Below are 17,860 nucleotides of genomic sequence, written 5' to 3'. Positions count from 1 at the left end.
CCATCAAGATCATTTATTGTGGCGATTGACCTGCGCCTTTTAAGGCTAAACATGATCTTAGAGAGATTTTCTTCGGCTTTTTTTCTGATTTACAGCAACATCGGCCGATCTCATAACGTCTTATGGAGTCGAAGGGCCTACCCCTGGGCCCTTCGGCAACGGGGAGAGAAGGAATCAGAGTCATGAAACGAATCGCCGTCGGTCTGCTGTCCACCGTCGTGGGTGGAACCCTGCTCATGGGCGCCACCCCCGCCTCCGCGGAGCAGGCCGCTCTCAGCGTGCGCATCGACAGCGTCAACCCCAACCCGGTCGTCGTCCACGACGACCACGACACCCGGGTCACCATCAGGGTCCGCACCACGGACGCCACCCGCGTCGAACTCCGTCTCAAGCCGGTCTCCGACCAGTTCCGCACGCAGGACGCGCAGGAGCCGAGGGCCTTCCGCGACGGTGACCTGTGGCGCTTCACGACCAGCTTCGACGAGTCCGACTTCGAGGGCCGCTGGGTCGCGATCGCCGACGCGTACGACAAGGACGGCAAGAAGGAGACCCACCAGGTCGGCTTCTCCGTCGAGCACGAGGAGAGCAAGGCCGAGACCCGGATCTACCGGTTCTCCGCCGACCCCGGATCGGTCCGCAAGGGCCGCTCGGTCTACTTCACCGGCCGTCTCCAGGTCAACGACGACGACCGGTGGAAGAGCCTGCGCGGTGAGGAGGTGGAGATCTACTTCCGCAAGCGCGGCTCGAACACCTGGAAGTACGTGACCTCCGCCGACACCGGCTGGAAGGGCACCTTCCGCGCCAAGGCGCGCGCCTCCCGGAGCGGTGAGTACCGCGCCGTCTTCGACGGCACCGACGAGCTCGCCGAGAGCGTCAGCCGCTCCGACTGGGTGCGGGTCTACAGCCGCCGCTGGTAGTCACCCCCGCCGTGTGACGGCGGATGACGGATGACGCGGAAGCCCGGGGCGCCCCGGGCTTCCGCTCAGCGGTGAAGCCGTCCGGCGGCCCTGACCGCGAGCCGCACCGCCGAGGTGCCGAGGCCCGCGGGCAGGAACGGTGACCCCGGCGGCACGGCCGGGGTCCGGCCGCGCCGGAGCTCGGCCTCGGTGTAGCGCACGCATCTGCGGTGCCACTCCAGGATGCCCGACATCCACTCCTTGAGGTCGTCGGCGTGGCGGGTGAGGATCGCGCGGACCCGTTCGTCGAGGGCGAGGTCGTCGAACATCGCCGGCAGGTCGTTGGCGACGATGTGCTCGAACTGCCGCATCCGCGCCGTCATCAGGTCGGCCACGACGTCCCGGGCCGTCACCGGGTCCAGTCCCAGGAAGCTCTCCACCACCAGGACGAGGTTGTGGACCTCGCCCTCGAACTCGATCTCCTTCTGGTAGGAGAACAGGTCGTTGGTGAAACAGGCGTAGTCCTGCGCCGCGGTGTCGAGTTCGTGCATGACCCGTGTCCGGTAGACCTCCTCGGGCACCACGTCCGAGTGCGCGAGCCGGGCCAGGCTCATCGTCATGTCCGACCCGAACGTCCTGCGGCGCATCTCGATGTAGTCGACCGGGTCGGGGATACGGTTCTGGGCCTGGTTGGCCAGCTCCCACAGCCAACTGGAGGTCATGTCCTCGACCGCCGTACGGAAGCGCCGTCTGGCGGGCGGTGTCATCGGCCCCGCGGTGCGCCGCCACAGGTCGGCCAGCCCCCGTTCGAGCGGATTCGCCGGCTCCGGGGTCGTCCCGGCGTCCAGCGGCATGAACACCGACAACCGCTCGTTGCAGAGTTTCGCACCCACCAGGTCACGGGTCGTCCCGAACACCATGGGGAAGTAGTCGTCGCCGTACGTCCCCCAGGCCAGCCAGTCGGAGGACAGGTTGAGCTGTTCGGGGGTGGCGTCCGCGTGGATCATCGCGGCGCAGTGGGCCAGGTCCATGCCGAGGAAGCGCCGCTCGTCCCAGACCCCGCCGAACTCCACGCCGGGAACCGCGTCGAACATGCCCATCCTGTGTGCCCAGCCGACCGCGTAGCGGCGCGCGGCGTCGAGGTGCGGGCTGGTGCGGATCGGATAGGGCATGTGGAAGCCGGGCAGCGGCAGATGCCCCACCGGCCGGAACGGCACATGGGAGTGCTGCCGGGACCTCCCGCGCAGTCCCGGCCCCGCCGGGGACAGGAGCGCCGCGACGGCGGAGGTGCCCAGGCCGGTCGGGCCCCCCGGCGCACCGAACGGCACGCGGGCCGCCCCCGAGGTGACGCCCTCGTTCATGTATCGGCTGGATCGCGCGTGCCACTCGTGCCCGCCGGACTGCCAGTCCTGCAGGCCCTTGACGTAGGCGACCACCCCGGCCTGCTCGTGCGGGGGCACGGCGTGCTCCGCCAGGAGCGCCGGGACCTCGGTCAACGCCGTGTTCTCGAACTGCTGCAACCGTGAGGTGAGCAGGTCGTTGACGAGCTCGGCGGCCTCCTGCGTGGAACAGTCGAGGAACCGCTCGAAGACGAGCACCGCGTTGGAGTTCTCCCCCTCCTCACGGACCTCGCGCTGATAGGAGAACAGGTCGTTGCGCAGGTGCACCGCGTCCGAGAACGCGTCCGAGAGGACCCGCATCGGCCTCGTGTCGGCGAGGCCGGCCGGGATCTCGGCGTGGACGGCGTACTCGACGAGGTTCGCCGACCACGGCGCCCCGCCGACCCTGCGCCGCATCTGCACGTACTCGATCGGGTTGGCCACACGCCCCCGGTCGATGTTGTCCAGCTCCCACATCGACTCGACCATGAGGTTGTGCGTGCTGGTGACGAAGCGCCGCCGCCATTGCGGTGACATCTCCGGCACCGTGCGCTCCCACAGGTCCTTCAACCCCGCCTCCGCCGCGTTCTCCGGCTCCGGGGGCGTCTGACCGTCCGCGGTCATGAACAGTTCGAGGCGGTCCAGGTACGCCTTCGCGCCGCGCAGGTCACGGGAGTACTTGAAGTGCTCGAGGAAGTGGTCGTCGAAGAAGAAGACCCAGACGTACCAGTCGGTGATCAGATCCAGGGTGGGGCCGTCGCAGTCGGGATGGGTGTAGGCGCACATCAGCGCGTAGTCCATCCTGGCCAGCGCCTCCTCGTCCCAGACGACGCCGCCGCCCGGCGTCGGCGCGTCGAGCATGCCCATCCGCCGGGCCCAGGCCGTGCTGTGCTCGCGGGAGCGCTCCAGGTTCGGGTTGAGCCTGGCCGGATGCGGGATGTAGAAGTCGGGCAGGGTGAAAGCCTGCATGAAGGTGCCTACTCTCTTGAACCGACCGCCGTCTCCTGCCGGGTCAGCGGTCGCGGCGGGTGACAAGGCGAGCGAGGGCGTCCAGTTCGGCGGCCGGACGCGGGCATGGATCGGCCGACCGCAGGTGGCATGTCGCCTGCGCGAGCATCTCGTCGGCCTTCGCCTGGCTCCAGGCCCGCCCGCCGGCGGCCTCGACCAGCTCGGCGACCCGGGCCAGGTCCGCCTCGGCCAGCGGCGCCTCCCCCCGGTAGAGGACGGCCAGTTCGTCCCCGGCCGGGGTGCCCGAGGCGAGGGCGGCGACGACGGGCAGCGACTTCTTGCGGCTGCGCAGGTCGGAGTGGACCGGCTTGCCGGTCGTCTCCGGGTCGCCCCAGATGCCCAGCAGGTCGTCGACGAGCTGGAAGGCCAGCCCGAGATCCCTGCCGAACGCGGCCAGGCGGTCGATCTGCTCGGGGCTGCCGCCGCCGGCCAGCGCACCCAGGGCACACGCGCACCCCAGCAGCGCGCCGGTCTTGCCCGCCGCCATGGCCAGGCACTCGACCGGATCGACGTCGTCGCGTTCCTCGAAGGCGAGGTCGGCGCTCTGGCCGTCCAGCAGTTGCTGCACCGCGGCGCTGAAGATCTTCGCCGCCTCCGCGGCGGCCCGGTCTCCGGCCGTGAGCACGTCGAAGGCGAGCGTCAGCAGGGCGTCGCCGGCGAGGATGGCCGGGCTGACACCGAAGACGGTCCAGGCGGCGGGCCGGTGCCGGCGGGTCCGGTCACCGTCCATCACGTCGTCGTGCAGCAGGGAGAACTCGTGCGCCAGCTCCACCGCCGCCGCCGGACGCAGCGCCGTCCCGGCGGCGGCGCCGACGGCCTCGGCCGACAGCAGGACCAGCGCCGGGCGGATCGCCTTGCCCCCGGCGGCCGTGATCGGCCGGCCGTGTTCGTCCCACCAGCCGAAGTGGTAGCCGGCGATGCGCCGCATCGACGCGGGAAGCGTCTCCGCCGCCGGACGCAGCACGGCCTCCACCGCCTCCCGGCTCCGGGCCAGCACCTCGCGGGTGGGCCGGACGCCGACCGGCGGGTGGACGCCGGAGAGCTCCAATGGCTGCATGACGGGCACCCTCAGTGCCCGATCTCGACGTCTTCGAGGATGCCGAGCGCGTCGGGCACCAGGACGGCGACCGAGTAGTAGGCGCTCACCAGGTAGGAGATGATCGCCTTCTCGCTGATGTTCATGAACCGGACCGAGAGGCTGGGCTGGTACTCGTCGGGGATGCCGGTCTGGTGCAGGCCGACGACGCCCTGGTTGTCCTCGCCGACGCGCATGGCCAGGATCGAGGTGGTGCGGGTACCGGTGATGGGGATCTTGTTGCAGGAGAAGATGGGGACGCCGCGCCAGGCGGGCACCCCGCTGCCGCCGACGTCGACCCCCTGGGGGTAGAGCCCGCGCTTGTTGCACTCACGCCCGAACGCGGCGATGGCGTGCGGGTGGGCCAGGAAGAAACTGGTGCTCCTGCGGCGGCTGAGCAGCTCGTCGAGGTCGTCCGGGGTGGGCGGCCCGGAACGGGTGTGGATGCGCTGCTTGAGGTCGGCGTTGTGCAGCAGCCCGAACTCACGGTTGTTGATCATCTCGTGCTCCTGCCGTTCGCGGAGCACCTCGATCGTCAGCCGGAGCTGCTGCTCGATCTGGTCCATCGGGTCGTTGTAGAGGTCGGCCACGCGGGTGTGCACCCGCAGGACGGTCTGGGCGACGCTCAGTTCGTACTCGCGCGGGGAGAGCTCGTAGTCGACGAAGGTGCCGGGCAGTTCGGCCTCGCCATGGTGACCTGCGGCCACCTCGACGGCGGCCTCGCCGTACTTGTTCTGCGGCCCCCTGGCGGCGCTCTCGACCCGGCGCAGGTGGGCCTGGAGCGTCTCGGTCTGCTCGGCCAGCTCCAGGAACGTACGCCGGGGCAGCACCAGGGCGGTGCCGTTGGTGACCGCCTTGGCGGTGAACTCCCAGTCGCGGTCGGGGCCGACGAGCGTCTCGTCGCCGAAGTGGTCGCCGTGGGCCAGCACCTTGAGGATGATCTGGTCGCCGTACGGCCCCGTGCCGATCTTGTTGACCTTGCCGTGCGCGATGAGCACCACCTCGTCGGCCGGACGCCCGCTCTCGGCGAGCACGTCCCCGGCGCGGAACTCACGCTGGACGAAGTGGCCGGCCAGGGCGGTGAGCACGTCGGTGTCGTCGAACTCGCGCAGGACGGGCAGCTCGCACAGCTCGGCGGGGATGACCGCCGCCTGCGACCCCGTGGTGGTGAAGCTCACCCGGCCGTCGCCGACCGTGTAGGTCAGACGGCGGTTGACCCGGTAGGTGCCGCCGGACACCTGCACCCAGGGGAGCATCCGCAGCAGCCACCGCGAGGAGATCTCCTGCATCTGGGGCGTCGACTTGGTCGTCGTCGCGAGGTTCCGCGCGGCGTCCGTGCCCAGGCTCAGCCGCGACCGGCCGGCTTCGAACTCCGTCACAACACACACCACCGATCCGTACTCGTAATGACAGGGGAGAGTGAAACAGGAATGGAACAGGGGAGACGTCGCACACGGCGACGGAAATACGGATTGCCCGGTTCGGTGCGCGGAAAGAGGCGGGCACACCGTGGACGCCTCAATACTGGGTGGCCGTTAAATATCCTGTCAAGCATCGGGCATCTCCGGGTCGAGATTTGTCGCCGCCCCCTCGCCGGACAATGAGAAAAATGCTCGATGTCTTGTTTGTGATGATAGATCTATCTCTATGGAGATGCCTACCAGCTGGGCGTTCTTCCGTTCACCTCTCCCACGGAAGGCTCCGCTCCCGCCGGGAGGCCGGGCCGGACAGCGGACATCGGATCGTTACCTCGGAAATCCGGCACACCGCGCTTACGCGGCTCCTCGAAAGGGCCAAGCCGGACGAAAAAACGAGGAAAACAATTATCTCCCGACAATTTTCGGGAGCGCGGCTCCGGCGTGACAGGTCCGGAAAACGGTCCCGGCGTGATGGACGCGGGAACCGGCCCCACCGCACCCGACACGGAGGGGGCACCGGCACGGCGGCAGGGGAATCCCGTCGGCGCACCCGACGCATACGGGAGAGGGTGGAAGGCACCGGGCACTCCGCCGGAGGCTCGGCCGGGGTTCCCGGGGTCTCTGGGGCTTCCGGGGTCTCTGGGGCTTCTGGGGCTCAGCCGGGATTCCCGGGGTTCCCCGGGTCCCGGCCCAGGAGGTCGGCGAACAGCCTCTCCCAGACGGGCATGATCACCGAAGGCGAGTAGTCACGCGCGGTCACGGCGGCGGCGGCGCCCATCCGGTCCCGCAGATCCCGGTCCTCGACGAGCCGGATCATCGCCGCGGCCAGCGCGTCGACGTCCTGGGGCGGGACGAGCAGGCCGTCGATCCCCGGGGTGATCAGGTCGCGCGGACCGGTCGGGCAGTCGAAGGCCACGACGGGCAGCGCCTGGGTCATCGCCTCGATCATCACCATCGGCAGCCCCTCGAACCGGGAGCTGAGCACGTAGAAGGACGCCTTGGCCAGCTCCTCGTCGAGGTGGTCGGTCCGGCCCATCAGGGTGACGTTGTCCCGCAGCCCGCACTCCCTGATCAGGGCCCGCAACCGGTCCTTCTTGGGACCGGTGCCGTAGATGCGCAGCCGCCAGTCCGGGTGCCGGTCGACCACCTGGCGGAAGGCGGGGATCAGCAGGTCGAAGCCCTTCTGCCCGACGAGCCGCCCGGCGGCGACCACGAGCCGGTCCTCCTGCCAGGACGGCGGCGGGGCGGCGCCGTGCACCGCGTTGGGGATCCGCACGACCGGGGTGCCGGGCAGGAGCCGCTCGTACGCCCGCCGGTCGGCCTCGGTGAGCACCACCACCGTGTCCAGCCCGCCGTAGTGCCGGGCGATCGCCGCCCGGACGCCGTCGGGGTAGGTGGCCAGGTTCATGTGCTCCTGGGCGACCCGCACCACCCCGGGGGCGGCCCGGCGGGCGGCGATGAGGTTCAACGCCGGGCGGGTGGTGACGAGGACGCCGTCGTCCAGCGCGGAGACGTAGTCGATGACGGCCTTCTCCACCCGTTCGGTGAAGTAGGACGCCGCGAACTCCCCCGCGGGCACGATCTTGCCGCGGACCCGCCGCCACGCCCGGCGTGCCAGGGAGTCGACCGGCCTGCCCCCGCGCTGGTCCGACAGCGCCATGAGGCGGACCCGCCCGTCGATCGGGAACTGGGGCCGGTCCCGCCGCCGTACCACGCTGACGATCTCCACCCGGTGCCCGGCGGCGGCCATCGCGTTCGCCTGGTTGACCACGGTGCGGATCGTGCCGCCCATGCCGTACGCGTGCAGGAGCAGGTAGCGGATCCGCATGGGCCCGAGCCGCGGCGCCGTCGTCACGCCCGCTCCACGGTGCCCGGCAGGTAGCCCCAGCTCTCGCACATGGGCCGGAGCGAGGACGGTATCTCCGCCGGGGAGGGCGGCTCGCGTCCGGGCTGGACGCTTCCGGTGCGGATCTTGTCCTTCCAGTCGCCGAGTCCCTTGCGCAGCACGGCCTGCTCACCGTAGGCGAGCATCCCCGCCTCCCACGGAACTCCGAGGAACTCGCAGACACGGCGCGTCTCGGTCTCGGGGTCGGCGGTGAGGTCCTCGTACCGCACGGTGCACCCGGGCAGGGCCCCCCGCGCGCGCTGCACCGCCTTCATGTACCGCAGCGCGTCGAGCGCCGCCTCCTCCGGCGTCCGTTTGCCGGCGCCGGCCTCGTACCAGGACCGGGCTATGGACGCCGGGTGGCGCAGCAGGAAGACGAACCGGGCGTCCGGCCAGCAGGCGGCGATGCGCTCGTACGCGAAGGCGTTGGCCGGGGTCTTGTCCACGACGACGGCCTTGCCGCTCCTGACCAGCTCGCGGTGGAGCACCCGGTCCCAGAGCAGGTGCTCCAGGTCGGCCCGGTCGTGACCGAGCTCTTCCATCGCCCGCTCCGCGAGCGAGGTGCCGAACTCCACCCGGAGGCGCCGGACGTGCAGCTCGTGCGGGGCGTGCAGCATGGAGTGGGCGTTGAGCAGCGCCCGCAGCAGCGTCGAGCCGGATCTCACCGGAGACAGGACGAACACCGGGGCGACCAGGAGCCGGTCGGCCGCGGGGTCGGCGGGCGGGCGGAACGCCTCCCGCGCCGGAGGGGCGGTCCTGGGGTGAGCCGGGCCGGCGGCCTCCGCCGCCCGGCTGACGCGGAATCCGGTCAGCCTGACCAGGACGTCGTTGGCCTTACGCTGCCAGTTCATGCCGAGGGAGGCTACCCGCCTTTTCTGGGGTTTCACTGTGTGTTTCCACATGACCCCGCTCAGGTCAACGGAGAAGAGGGTGGTTCGCCCGCCTCTGACGGGGTTCGGACGCTGGTTCACCACGACCCGCGCGGACGGGAACCGGAGACTCACCACGACCGGCGCGGACGGGAACCGGAGACTCACCACGACCGGCGCGGGCGGGAATCGGAGATTCACCGCGACCGGCGCGGGTAGGGAAACGTCTCCGCAGCTCATGCGGCACATCCGGTGCCGTGCGAAGGAGGTCGAGTGACTGGCGACGTACGACCGCAGACGCCCGCCGACCGGTTGGAGACGCCCGTCCACGAGGCGTCCGCCGACCAGCGCAGGCCGCCCGCCGAGGAGCCGCCCGCCGACCGGTGGAAGGCGCCCGTCGACGAGGCGACCGCCGAGGCGCTGGGCAAGCTGTCGGAGGCGCTGGAGACGACCGAGCGGGCCCGCGGCCACCTGTACTCCTTCCACCAGCTGACCGGCCACGCCGACCTGCAACTCGACGAGGCCGTGGAACTGCTGCGCGCCGCCGGGCACCCCGAGGCGGCCGACATCGTGGTCTCGGAGCTGGTCGGCCGCGACGTGCTGCCCGGCCGGTGGACCTTCCAGATCGTGGAGGAGTACGAGGACGGCTACTACTCCGTCTTCGCCGACGTGGAGCGGCGGATCCGGGAGCGGCTGGCGGACGGGCGCCGCCACCTGCACGAGGCGCGGATGAGGGAACGCCGCCAGGGCCGCCGGACCATGGAGTGACGTGGCCGGCCGGACGCCCCTCGGCCGGACATCGGGCCGCGGGGTGACGCCGGTCGCCGGACGTCCTTCGCGCGGGCGATGGGCCACGGCTCGTGGACCGGCCCGGGCTTCCGCGTGTGCGCTCCCCGTACAGTGGGGTCCATGGGGATGGTCAAGACCGTAGGGCTGGTTCTGCACCCGCGGCGCGACTCGAAGGTGGCCATCGACACGATCGTGAAGTGGGCCCAGGCACACGATGTCACGGTCTACGGGCTGCCCGAGGAAGTGGGGCGGATCGACTGCAGCGCCGTCCCGGTCGACGCCGCGACGCTGGTCGAGCGCGCCGACCTGCTCGTCAGCCTGGGCGGCGACGGCACGATGCTGCGCACCATGCGGCTCATCCAGGGGCGCCCCACCCCGATCCTCGGGGTCAACCTCGGCAAGCTGGGCTTCCTGGCCGAGATCGACGTCGACGAGTTGCCGCCCGCGCTGTCGGCCATCGACGACCACGACTACACGGTCGAGCCGCGCATGGCGGTCCGGGCCTCCCTCCCCGACGGCACGACGGTGAACGCGTTCAACGACATCGCCCTGGTGCGGATACCCGGCGCCGGGCTGTCGGCGGTGTCGATCACCGTGGAGGGCCATCCCTTCGTGCGGTACGCCGCCGACGCCGTCATCGTGGCCACCCCCACCGGGTCGACGGCCTACAGCTTCTCCGCGGGCGGGCCCATCGTCTCCCCCACCGTCGAGGGTTTCCTGGTCGTCCCGGCCGCGGCGCACTCGGCGTTCAACCGTGCCCTCGTGCTGTCGGCGGACGAGAAGGTCGAGCTCGACCTGCTGCCGACGAGCGGCCGGCTGGCCGTGGAGGTGGACGGCGGGGTGGCCGCCCACCTGCTGCCCGGTGACAGGCTCACCGTCACCTCCATACGCGCCGCCGCCTGGGTGGTCCGCCTGGGCACCAAGAGCTTCTACGACCGGGCCCGGCGCAAGCTCCGCGTCAACGGCAGCGCCGAGGTCGACTGACCGGTCCCGGCCCTCGTCCCCCCCTCGTTCCGGGCGGCGTGCCGGCCGCCGCGCCGAGCGCCGCGCCACCGGATGCCGGGATATCAGGACACCAGGCATGGAAGATCACATTTGACATGAAACTTTCACAAAGGATTGACATCGGGAAAGCGCTTACCTACGGTGTGACTGTTCGCTCACACGTACGTGATCACAGATGTGAACGGCGAGTACTCGCTGGGGGGATTCGGATCGCAGGCCGCACCGGCCTGCCGGACCAGCAAGGAGCTCAACTGTGCGACGCAGAATCAACCGCAAGGCCGCCGGAGTGATCGTCGCCGGCATGACCCTCGCCCTGTCGGGAGCGGCGGCCGGAGTCTCCACCGCCTCCGCCGCCCCGGCTACCGGGAACCACACCCCGGCGAAGTCGGCGGCCGCTCCGGCCGGCCTGGTCGGCTGGGCGACCCAGGGTGGCGGTACCACCGGCGGCGGCAGCACCCCGCCGGTCACGGTCACCACCTCCTCCGCGCTGGCCAGCGCGGTCTCCGGCACCAACGCGGCGGTCGTCCGGGTCTCGGGCACGATCTCCTGCTCCGGAATGATCAGGGTCGGCTCCAACAAGACGATCGTCGGCAACTCCGGGGCGACCATCGACGGCTGCGGCCTCAACATCTCCCGGGCGTCCAACGTCATCGTCCAGAACCTGACCTTCCGCGACTGGAACGACGACGCCATCAACGTCCAGTACTCCACGCGGGTGTGGATCGACCACAACACCTTCAGCAACGGCAACGACGGCGCCGTCGACATCAAGCGGGCCAGCGACTACATCACCGTCTCCTGGAACAAGGTCTACGACCACGACAAGTCCATGCTGCTCGGCCACAGCGACGGCAACGGCGGCGAGGACATCGGGCACCTGCGGGTCACCTACCACCACAACTGGTTCGACGGCTCCACCCAGCGCCACCCGCGCGTGCGGTTCGGCAACCCGGTGCACGTCTACAACAACTACTACGGCGGCGTCACCGGCTACGGCGTGGCCTCCACCGAGAACGCGGGCGTCCTGGTCGAGGGCAACTACTTCGAGAACACCGAGGACCCCTACCACCTGGGTGAGGGCGACTCCGGGCCGGGCACGCTGGTCGCCCGCAACAACCACTTCGTCAACTCCGGCACCGGGCAGACCGGCGGCAGCGTCGCCTCCATCCCCTACTCCTACACGCTCGACGCCGCCTCCAGCGTCAAGTCGATCGTGACCGCCGGCGCCGGCGCCCACTAGGTCTCCGTCCGATTCCGGCGGCGCTTCCCTCCGCGACCCGGCACGCCGCTCCCGGCCACGGGAGCGGTCCGGCGCGGCGGAACGCGACACGGCACCCGCCCCGAGCGTGACCGGACCCCTCGCACGGGGCCCGGTCACCGGCGTTCACGCCCACGGCCCGGGGCCACGGACCGGAAACCAGGGCGGAGAACGGCGGTCGGATCCGGGGACCCGCGGTCAGCGGCCGGGGGACGAGCCGTTCACGGTCAGCACCTGCTCGGTCTCGATGGCGGGGAAGGTTCCGGTGTCGACGATGCCGTGCTCGTTGTAGGCGGCCTCCAGCAGGGCGTGCGCCTTGGGCTCCAGCTTCCACAGCGCCCGGTACTCGCGGGCGGTGGCCGGCGAGATGCCCACCTCGTGGGCGATGTCGGCCGCGCGCGGCACGAACCTCCGCTCGATCTGCTTGTCCCAGTACTCCCGCGCGGCGCGCATCAGGGCCGCGCGCTGCGCGGTGTCGACGACCGGCGACGGGACCTCGTCCACCACGTGCGGCTCGTCGTCGTCATCGTCGTCCACCACCTCCGCGGGCGGTCCGGCGGCCACCGCCTGGCGTACCGGCACGGCCCGGTGCGCGGGCCGCTCCGGTGAGTCCGGGTTCCACGGCACCGGCGGGGACAGGTCGATCAGGGCGGAGGTGTTGTAGAGCGCCCCGATCTGGGAGAGAAGCGCCTCCTGCCGGGCGGAGTCGACCGCCAGCCCGCTGTGCTCCACCGCCTGGTCCATGGCGCGGTCCAGCTTGGCGAGCGCCGCGCGCATCTTCCGCTCGGACGCGCCGGAGGCGCGGAGCGCGCGGGCCCGCTTGGCGGCCAGCGCGACCCGGGTCAGCCTGCGGTGGGCGTCGACCTCGCTCGCCGTCCGGTCGCTGACCTCGGCCAGCCCGATGCGGACCAGCGCCCGTTCCGGGGTGATCCGCCAGTTGATGCGGGAGCGTCCGGTGATGCGGTGCCGTTCGATGGCCATGCCGCGCTCCCAGAGCCAGGCCGCCACCAGCGGCGCGGCGAGCCGGAAGACGGCTTCGGCCGCGCTGCGGGCGTCCATGCTCGACAGCACCGCGGTCAGGCCGGTGAGCACCCACACGGCGACGCCGTCGATGCCCGCGGAGAAGTTCTCCCGCATGTTGCGGCGGGCCCGGACGGCGCTGGTGATGACGGCGACCTCGATGAAGGCGAAGAGCAGCAGCCGCAGCGGCCCGTCGAAACCGAGGACGTCGCTGGAGAAGCGCCACATGCCCTGCGCGGAGACGCCGGTGGCGATGCTGGCGGCGACGATGGTGAGGATGTCCTCCGCCGGGCGGGGGGCGACCTGCCGCTGGTAGACGTGGACCGCGAGGCGCAGCAGCGCGCGGAGCGCGAAGTAGGCCACGGCCAGCAGGACCAGGCCGAACACGGCGATGACGACTGTTAAGACCGGCTGGTCCTTGGCGAAGGCGGTGATCTGGTCGATGGGGGGCATCAGTCACTGTCCGTCAGTCTCGATGTCCGACAGATAACCAGCCGATCATTCCAGAATGTCGGCACCTTGTTTGCGAAACGGGCGCTCACGCATGTGACAGAAGTGAACAGAAGCCCCGGCACCCTGGCGCTTCCGTGTTGCTTTCAGTTGCTCTCATGTTACTTTCAGTTACCTTCTGGTTGCTCTCAGTTGCTCCCGGGTTGCTCCCGGGTGCTTCCTCAGGAGCGGTACGCGCGCCGCAGGTGCTCGACGACCCGGTCGAGCGTCTCGGCCGGCGCGGTGTACGGCACCCGGAGCCGGTCGGTCAGGGTGCCGTCCGGGGAGAACGCCGGCCCCGGGAGCAGGTTCAGCCCCGCCTCCGCCGCCCGTCTGGCCACGGTCTCGCCGGACACGCCGTTGAGGCGCAGCCACAGCGTCAGGCCCCCCGGAGGCAGGGAGAAGGTCCAGCGGTCGTCGCCGCCCAGGGCGGCCGCCAGGTGGTCACGCTGGTGCCGCAGCTCGGCCCGGCGCCGGACCAGCAGCTCCCCGAGGAGGGGGATGATCTCGCAGGCCACGAGCTGCTCCATGGGCGGCGGGGTGTGCAGGCCGCTCACCGGGTTGAGGAGCAGGGCCCTGACCAGCTCGGCCGGGCCGCGGATCCACCCGATCCGCAGCCCGCCCCACACGCTCTTGCTCAGCGAGCCGATCGTGATGGACCGGGGGACGCGGGGTTCGGGCGCCGGGTGATCGCGCAGATCGAGATCGCTCGTGGTCTCGTCGACGATCACGGTCACCCGGTGCCGGGCGGCCAGCTCGGCCACCTCCCGGCGGACGTCGGACTCCATCAGCGCGCCGGTCGGGTTCTGGAAGTCGGGGACCAGCACGGCGATGCCCCCGGCGGCCTCGCGGAACGCGGTGGTGAGCTGGCCCGGGTCCCAGCCCCGCGTGGTGACCCGCACCGGGACGAGCCTGGTCCCGGAACGCCGCAGGGTGGCGAGGGTGTCGAAGAAGGCGGGGTTCTCCACCACCGTCCTGCGCGGGGCGAGATGCGCCACGAGCAGCGCGAGCGCGGCCCGCGCGCCTGAGGTGACCAGAACCTGCTCGGGCCGGGTGGCGAGCCCCTCTGCGGTGTGGCGCCGGGCGATCAGCTCCCGCAGCTCGGGCAGGCCGGCTCCGGACTCGCCGCTCTCCAGGAGCAGCCGGGCCGACCGGCCGAGCGCGCGGGTGACGGCTTCGGTGACGATCGAACGCGGGGCGGCGGGGACGGCGCGGCGCAGGTCCAGGATGTCCTGCCCGTCCACCGACAGAGGCGCGTAGCGCTCGCCCAGGTCACGGGGGAGCCGCACCCCGCTGCCGCTGCCGCGTCCGGTCACCAGCCAGCCCTCCTCGCGCAGCGCGGAGAACGCCGCCACGATCGTCCCCCGGCTCACTCCGAGCTCGGCGGCCAGGCGCCGTTCGGAGGGCAACCGGTCGCCGACGCGCAACCGCCCGTCGAGCACCGCCTCGCGCACCGCGCGGGCCAACGCCTCGGCGAGCGGCACGCCGGGACGCCGCCAACCGGTCAGAACATTCGCGAACACTGGTCCAGTTTGCCGCAAGTGGACCAGGACACAGCCATGACCTGCGCTCTAACGTCGAAGAATGAACACCCGACCCGACACCACCGCCCTCGGCCCCACCGCCTCCGACGCCGGCCCCACCGCCGCTCCCGATCTCCTCGACGCCGACCACACCCGCGAGCCCGAACTGCTAGAGGCCGTCCGCGCGTACGCCGTCCGCATCCTGAACGGGCTCGACGACCGGCCGGCGGCGCAGACCCCGGCGAAGCACCGGCCGGTGCCGTTGCCGGAGCGCGGCATCGGCCTGAAGGGGGCGATGGAGGCGTTCGCGCGGCGTTGGGAGCCCGGCTTCTCGGGCAGCGCGGGTCCCCGTTACCTGGGGTTCGTCACCGGTGGTGTGACCCCGGCGGCGCTCGCCGGTGACTGGCTGACCTCGGTCCTGGACCAGAACCCCAACTCAGGACTGGACTCGCGCGCCCCCGACCTCGAACGGGAGGCGGTCGCCTGGCTGCGCGAGCTCTTCGGGCTGCCCGCCGAACACGAGGGGGCCTTCGTCAGCGGGGCGACGATGTCCAACCTCGTGGGCCTGGCGATCGCCCGGGAGTGGGTGGGCGAGCGGCGCGGTGTGTCCGTCGCCGAGGAGGGCGTCGCCGCGCTCGGCCCGGTGCCCGTGCTGTCCGGCAGCCCGCACTCCAGCATCGGCAAGGCGCTGTCCGTGCTCGGCCTGGGCCGCTCGGCCGTCCGGCACGTCGGCGTCCTGCCGGACCGCGAGGCGGTGGACGTGAACCGGCTCGACGAGGAGCTCGACCGGCTCGACGGCGCGCCGGCGATCGTGGTCGCCAACGCGGGCACGGTCAACACGGTCGACTTCGACGACCTGCGCGCCATCGCCGCCCTGCGCGAACGCCACCGCTTCTGGTTGCACGTGGACGCCGCGTTCGGAGCCTTCGCCGCGCTCTCCCCCGGCCACGCGCATCTCGTCGCGGGGCTGGCCGAGGCCGACTCGGTCTGCGTGGACCTGCACAAGTGGCTGAACGTGCCCTACGACAGCGCGGTCCAGTTCACCCGGCGCCGCGATCTGCAGACCCGCGTCTTCCAGAACTCCGCCGCCTACCTCGGACCGCTCGGTCCCGACCCCGACTTCGTGCACCTGACACCGGAGAACTCCCGCCGCCTGCGCGCGCTGCCCGCCTGGTTCACCCTGGCCGCGTACGGGCGTGAGGGACACGCCGGGATCGTCCGGCGGGACGCCGATCTGGCCGCCGCGTTCGGTCTGCGGATCGTCATGATGCCCGCCTACCGGTTGCTGGCGCCGGTCCGGCTCAACGTGGTCTGCTTCACCCTCGCCGACTCCCCCTCCGCCGAGCGGGTCGCGGAGGTGGTCCGGGCGGTCACCGACTCCGGCGAGGCGTTCCTCACCCCCACCGTCTACGCCGGGATGCCGGCGCTGCGCGCCGCGTTCAGCAACTGGCGCACCACCGAGGCCGACGTCGACCGCGTCGCGAAGGCCCTGGAGGCGGCCGTCCCGCCCCGGCCCTGACCCCGGCCCCGACTTCGGCGCGGGCCTGCCCCGTCCGGCGGAGCCGCGCCGTGACGCGGACCGCCTCACGGATCACATCCGCGGTGGACCCGCTCCCGGAGGTCAGCGAAGAAGTACGCCCCGCGCCGGGGTGGGAAAAACCGGCCGGGGCGTAATCCTCAGGACACTCTAGTAGCGGTAGTAGAGGTCGTACCCGGGGTTGACGGGCGTGCACTTGAATTCGATGTTGGCGCCGTTCTTGATGGCCCTGATGGCGGTGTTGACGCAGTCGCCGTAGTAGTTGTAGTGACCCACGAACTGCCAGCCGTCGGAGAGCTGAGCGTGGGTGGCCGTGGCAGCCGTGGCGGGAGCGGCCATGGTGCCGGCGAGGATTCCCCCGGCCATCAGCGCCGTTGCGACCAGACGACGAGCTTTCATTTTTTTCTGCCCTTCGTGAAGAAACACGTGCCGCGTGGAGGGCGATTCCGGTGGGAATCGCGTCCCGGACACGTGGCGTTCTGCCGTCAGAGTGCACGGGCACGCTTGGGAACAGCTTGGGAAGTGCCAGGAAGGCCGCTAGGAATGGCCGGTCCTCGCCGGGCCCGCGCCACCGCGGGCAGGCCCGGCCCGTCATCGGGCCCGCTGTGCCGCGGCTCAGCTGTTCGCGCGGATGGTCTTGTTGATCCAGTCGCTGTAGGCGGGCACATTGGTGTAGAGGCCGGGACCCTGCTCGCAGGAGGGGCTCTTGGCGCCGGGACCGGAGGTGACGCCGATCAGCTCCCAGCGGCCGCCGCGGCCGCGCTGGATCTGGGGGCCGCCGGAGTCGCCGTTGCAGGCCATGGCCTTGGGCTTCTGGCTGACCGTGCACAGGCGGGTGTCATCGGCGAAGCCGGGGCCGCACTCGGAGACCGCACCGCGGCGGGTGTCGAGCTGGCGCAGCTTCCTGGCCATCTTCCACTCAGCCGGGTCGGTGCTGAACGTGGTGATGCCGAAGCCGATGATCCGGGTCGGCGTGCCGGGCCTGCCCGCCTGCTCGGCGATCTTGATGGGCTTGATGCCGACCGGGCGGTCCAGGCGAATCAGCGCGATGTCGTTGTCGTTCGGCGAGTTCTGGGCGTAGTCCGGGTGCAGGAACGCTTGCGCGATCTTGCGGACGGTTCCGCCGGACTTGCGCTGGTCGCTGCCGATGCGGACCGTGCCCTCCGAGATCGAGCCGATCTCCATGTCGAGGCAGTGCGCGGCGGTCACGACCCACTGCGGGTCGATCAGGGCCGCGCCGCAGTTACCGTCCGTCAACCCCATGAGCGGGGCCGTGGTCGGGACGGTGGCCATGAAGGGGTAGGACTCGGTGGGCTCGGAGCCGTTGATGATCGCTCCGGCGCTCCCGGCGGTGACCGCGAGGCAGGCCACACCGGCCAGTGTGACGACGGCGGAACGGGTGACGATACGGCGGAACGGCGTGGTGCCAGACACGAGCGAAGCCCTTCATCGGTTGTTTGTGAGGTTATGAAGCTATATGTCTGACTGCGCCGAGGTGATCATGCCAGCAGGCCGATACTCGGTAGGGATAACCTCACCCGACCAGGGCGGATGTGCCCAGTGGTGCGCCGCAGCCATGGTTGTTCGATACGTCTTGCGGCCCCGCTTACGCTCCACCGTGCCAAGGACGTCCCCGAGGACGGTCCCTTCCACTTCTCCCTCGACCGCCCCTGATCCACAGTCACAGGAAGGCGGTCAAGCCGGTTCTC

General features: G+C 71.0%; 14 protein-coding genes. 5 read left to right on the top strand and 9 right to left on the bottom strand.

Annotated features, from left to right (window positions below; all coding sequences use genetic code 11):
* The first annotated feature begins 182 nt into the window (after window positions 1–182).
* A complete protein-coding gene (locus F4562_RS26500) occupies window positions 183–917 on the top strand; it encodes a hypothetical protein (RefSeq protein WP_184544573.1) in 735 nt (244 codons plus the stop codon).
* A 65-nt stretch (window positions 918–982) separates the two neighbouring features.
* On the opposite strand, the gene F4562_RS26495 is transcribed toward F4562_RS26500, so the two are convergent.
* From F4562_RS26495 to F4562_RS26475, 5 genes are all read right to left on the bottom strand, one after another.
* Complete coding sequence (locus tag F4562_RS26495; protein ID WP_184544571.1) at window positions 983–3,244, bottom strand: family 2 encapsulin nanocompartment cargo protein terpene cyclase; 2,262 nt, start codon at window positions 3,242–3,244, stop codon at window positions 983–985.
* 43 nt (window positions 3,245–3,287) lie between these two features.
* Window positions 3,288–4,340: a family 2 encapsulin nanocompartment cargo protein polyprenyl transferase gene (locus F4562_RS26490; RefSeq protein WP_184544569.1), complete on the bottom strand. Its 1,053-nt coding sequence runs from the start codon at window positions 4,338–4,340 to the stop codon at window positions 3,288–3,290.
* Window positions 4,341–4,351: 11 nt separating this feature from the next.
* A complete protein-coding gene (locus F4562_RS26485) occupies window positions 4,352–5,737 on the bottom strand; it encodes a family 2B encapsulin nanocompartment shell protein (RefSeq protein ID WP_184544567.1) in 1,386 nt (461 codons plus the stop codon).
* 694 nt (window positions 5,738–6,431) lie between these two features.
* On the bottom strand, window positions 6,432–7,631 hold the full coding sequence (locus F4562_RS26480) for a glycosyltransferase family 4 protein (RefSeq protein WP_311734136.1): 1,200 nt from the start codon (window positions 7,629–7,631) through the stop codon (window positions 6,432–6,434).
* Complete coding sequence (locus F4562_RS26475; RefSeq protein WP_184544565.1) at window positions 7,628–8,512, bottom strand: sulfotransferase family protein; 885 nt, start codon at window positions 8,510–8,512, stop codon at window positions 7,628–7,630. Before F4562_RS26475 ends, F4562_RS26480 begins: the two co-directional genes overlap by 4 nt.
* 291 nt (window positions 8,513–8,803) lie before the next feature.
* On the opposite strand from F4562_RS26475, the gene F4562_RS26470 reads away from it, so the two are divergent.
* The 3 genes from F4562_RS26470 (at window position 8,804) to F4562_RS26460 (ending at window position 11,564) form a co-directional block, all read left to right on the top strand.
* Window positions 8,804–9,298 (top strand): hypothetical protein, encoded by a 495-nt coding sequence (locus tag F4562_RS26470; RefSeq protein ID WP_311734135.1) that lies wholly within the window; start codon window positions 8,804–8,806, stop codon window positions 9,296–9,298.
* Window positions 9,299–9,439: 141 nt separating this feature from the next.
* Window positions 9,440–10,303, top strand: coding sequence for an NAD(+)/NADH kinase (locus F4562_RS26465; protein WP_184544563.1), 864 nt, complete (start codon window positions 9,440–9,442; stop codon window positions 10,301–10,303).
* Between the two features lie 274 nt (window positions 10,304–10,577).
* On the top strand, window positions 10,578–11,564 hold the full coding sequence (locus F4562_RS26460) for a pectate lyase family protein (RefSeq protein WP_311734134.1): 987 nt from the start codon (window positions 10,578–10,580) through the stop codon (window positions 11,562–11,564).
* A gap of 216 nt (window positions 11,565–11,780) precedes the next feature.
* Here F4562_RS26460 and F4562_RS26455 read toward each other — a convergent pair whose 3' ends face one another.
* A complete protein-coding gene (locus tag F4562_RS26455; RefSeq protein WP_184544561.1) occupies window positions 11,781–13,055 on the bottom strand; it encodes a hypothetical protein in 1,275 nt (424 codons plus the stop codon).
* A gap of 218 nt (window positions 13,056–13,273) precedes the next feature.
* Entirely contained in the window at window positions 13,274–14,614 is a 1,341-nt protein-coding gene (locus F4562_RS26450) for an aminotransferase-like domain-containing protein (protein WP_221207453.1), read from the bottom strand.
* A 61-nt stretch (window positions 14,615–14,675) separates the two neighbouring features.
* Between F4562_RS26450 and F4562_RS26445 the strand changes: the two genes are divergently transcribed.
* Complete coding sequence (locus F4562_RS26445) at window positions 14,676–16,133, top strand: pyridoxal phosphate-dependent decarboxylase family protein (protein WP_184544557.1); 1,458 nt, start codon at window positions 14,676–14,678, stop codon at window positions 16,131–16,133.
* A gap of 168 nt (window positions 16,134–16,301) precedes the next feature.
* On the opposite strand, the gene F4562_RS26440 is transcribed toward F4562_RS26445, so the two are convergent.
* Entirely contained in the window at window positions 16,302–16,550 is a 249-nt protein-coding gene (locus tag F4562_RS26440; protein WP_184544555.1) for a hypothetical protein, read from the bottom strand.
* A gap of 216 nt (window positions 16,551–16,766) precedes the next feature.
* The gene (locus tag F4562_RS26435) at window positions 16,767–17,585 is read right to left on the bottom strand and encodes a S1 family peptidase (RefSeq protein WP_311734133.1); all 819 of its coding nucleotides are present in this window, start codon (window positions 17,583–17,585) and stop codon (window positions 16,767–16,769) included.
* Window positions 17,586–17,860 lie beyond the last annotated feature (275 nt).

The organism is Streptosporangium becharense (assembly GCF_014204985.1).
GTDB classification, from domain to species: Bacteria; Actinomycetota; Actinomycetes; order Streptosporangiales; family Streptosporangiaceae; genus Streptosporangium; species Streptosporangium becharense.
This window is presented reverse-complemented; position numbering and strand designations above follow the sequence as displayed.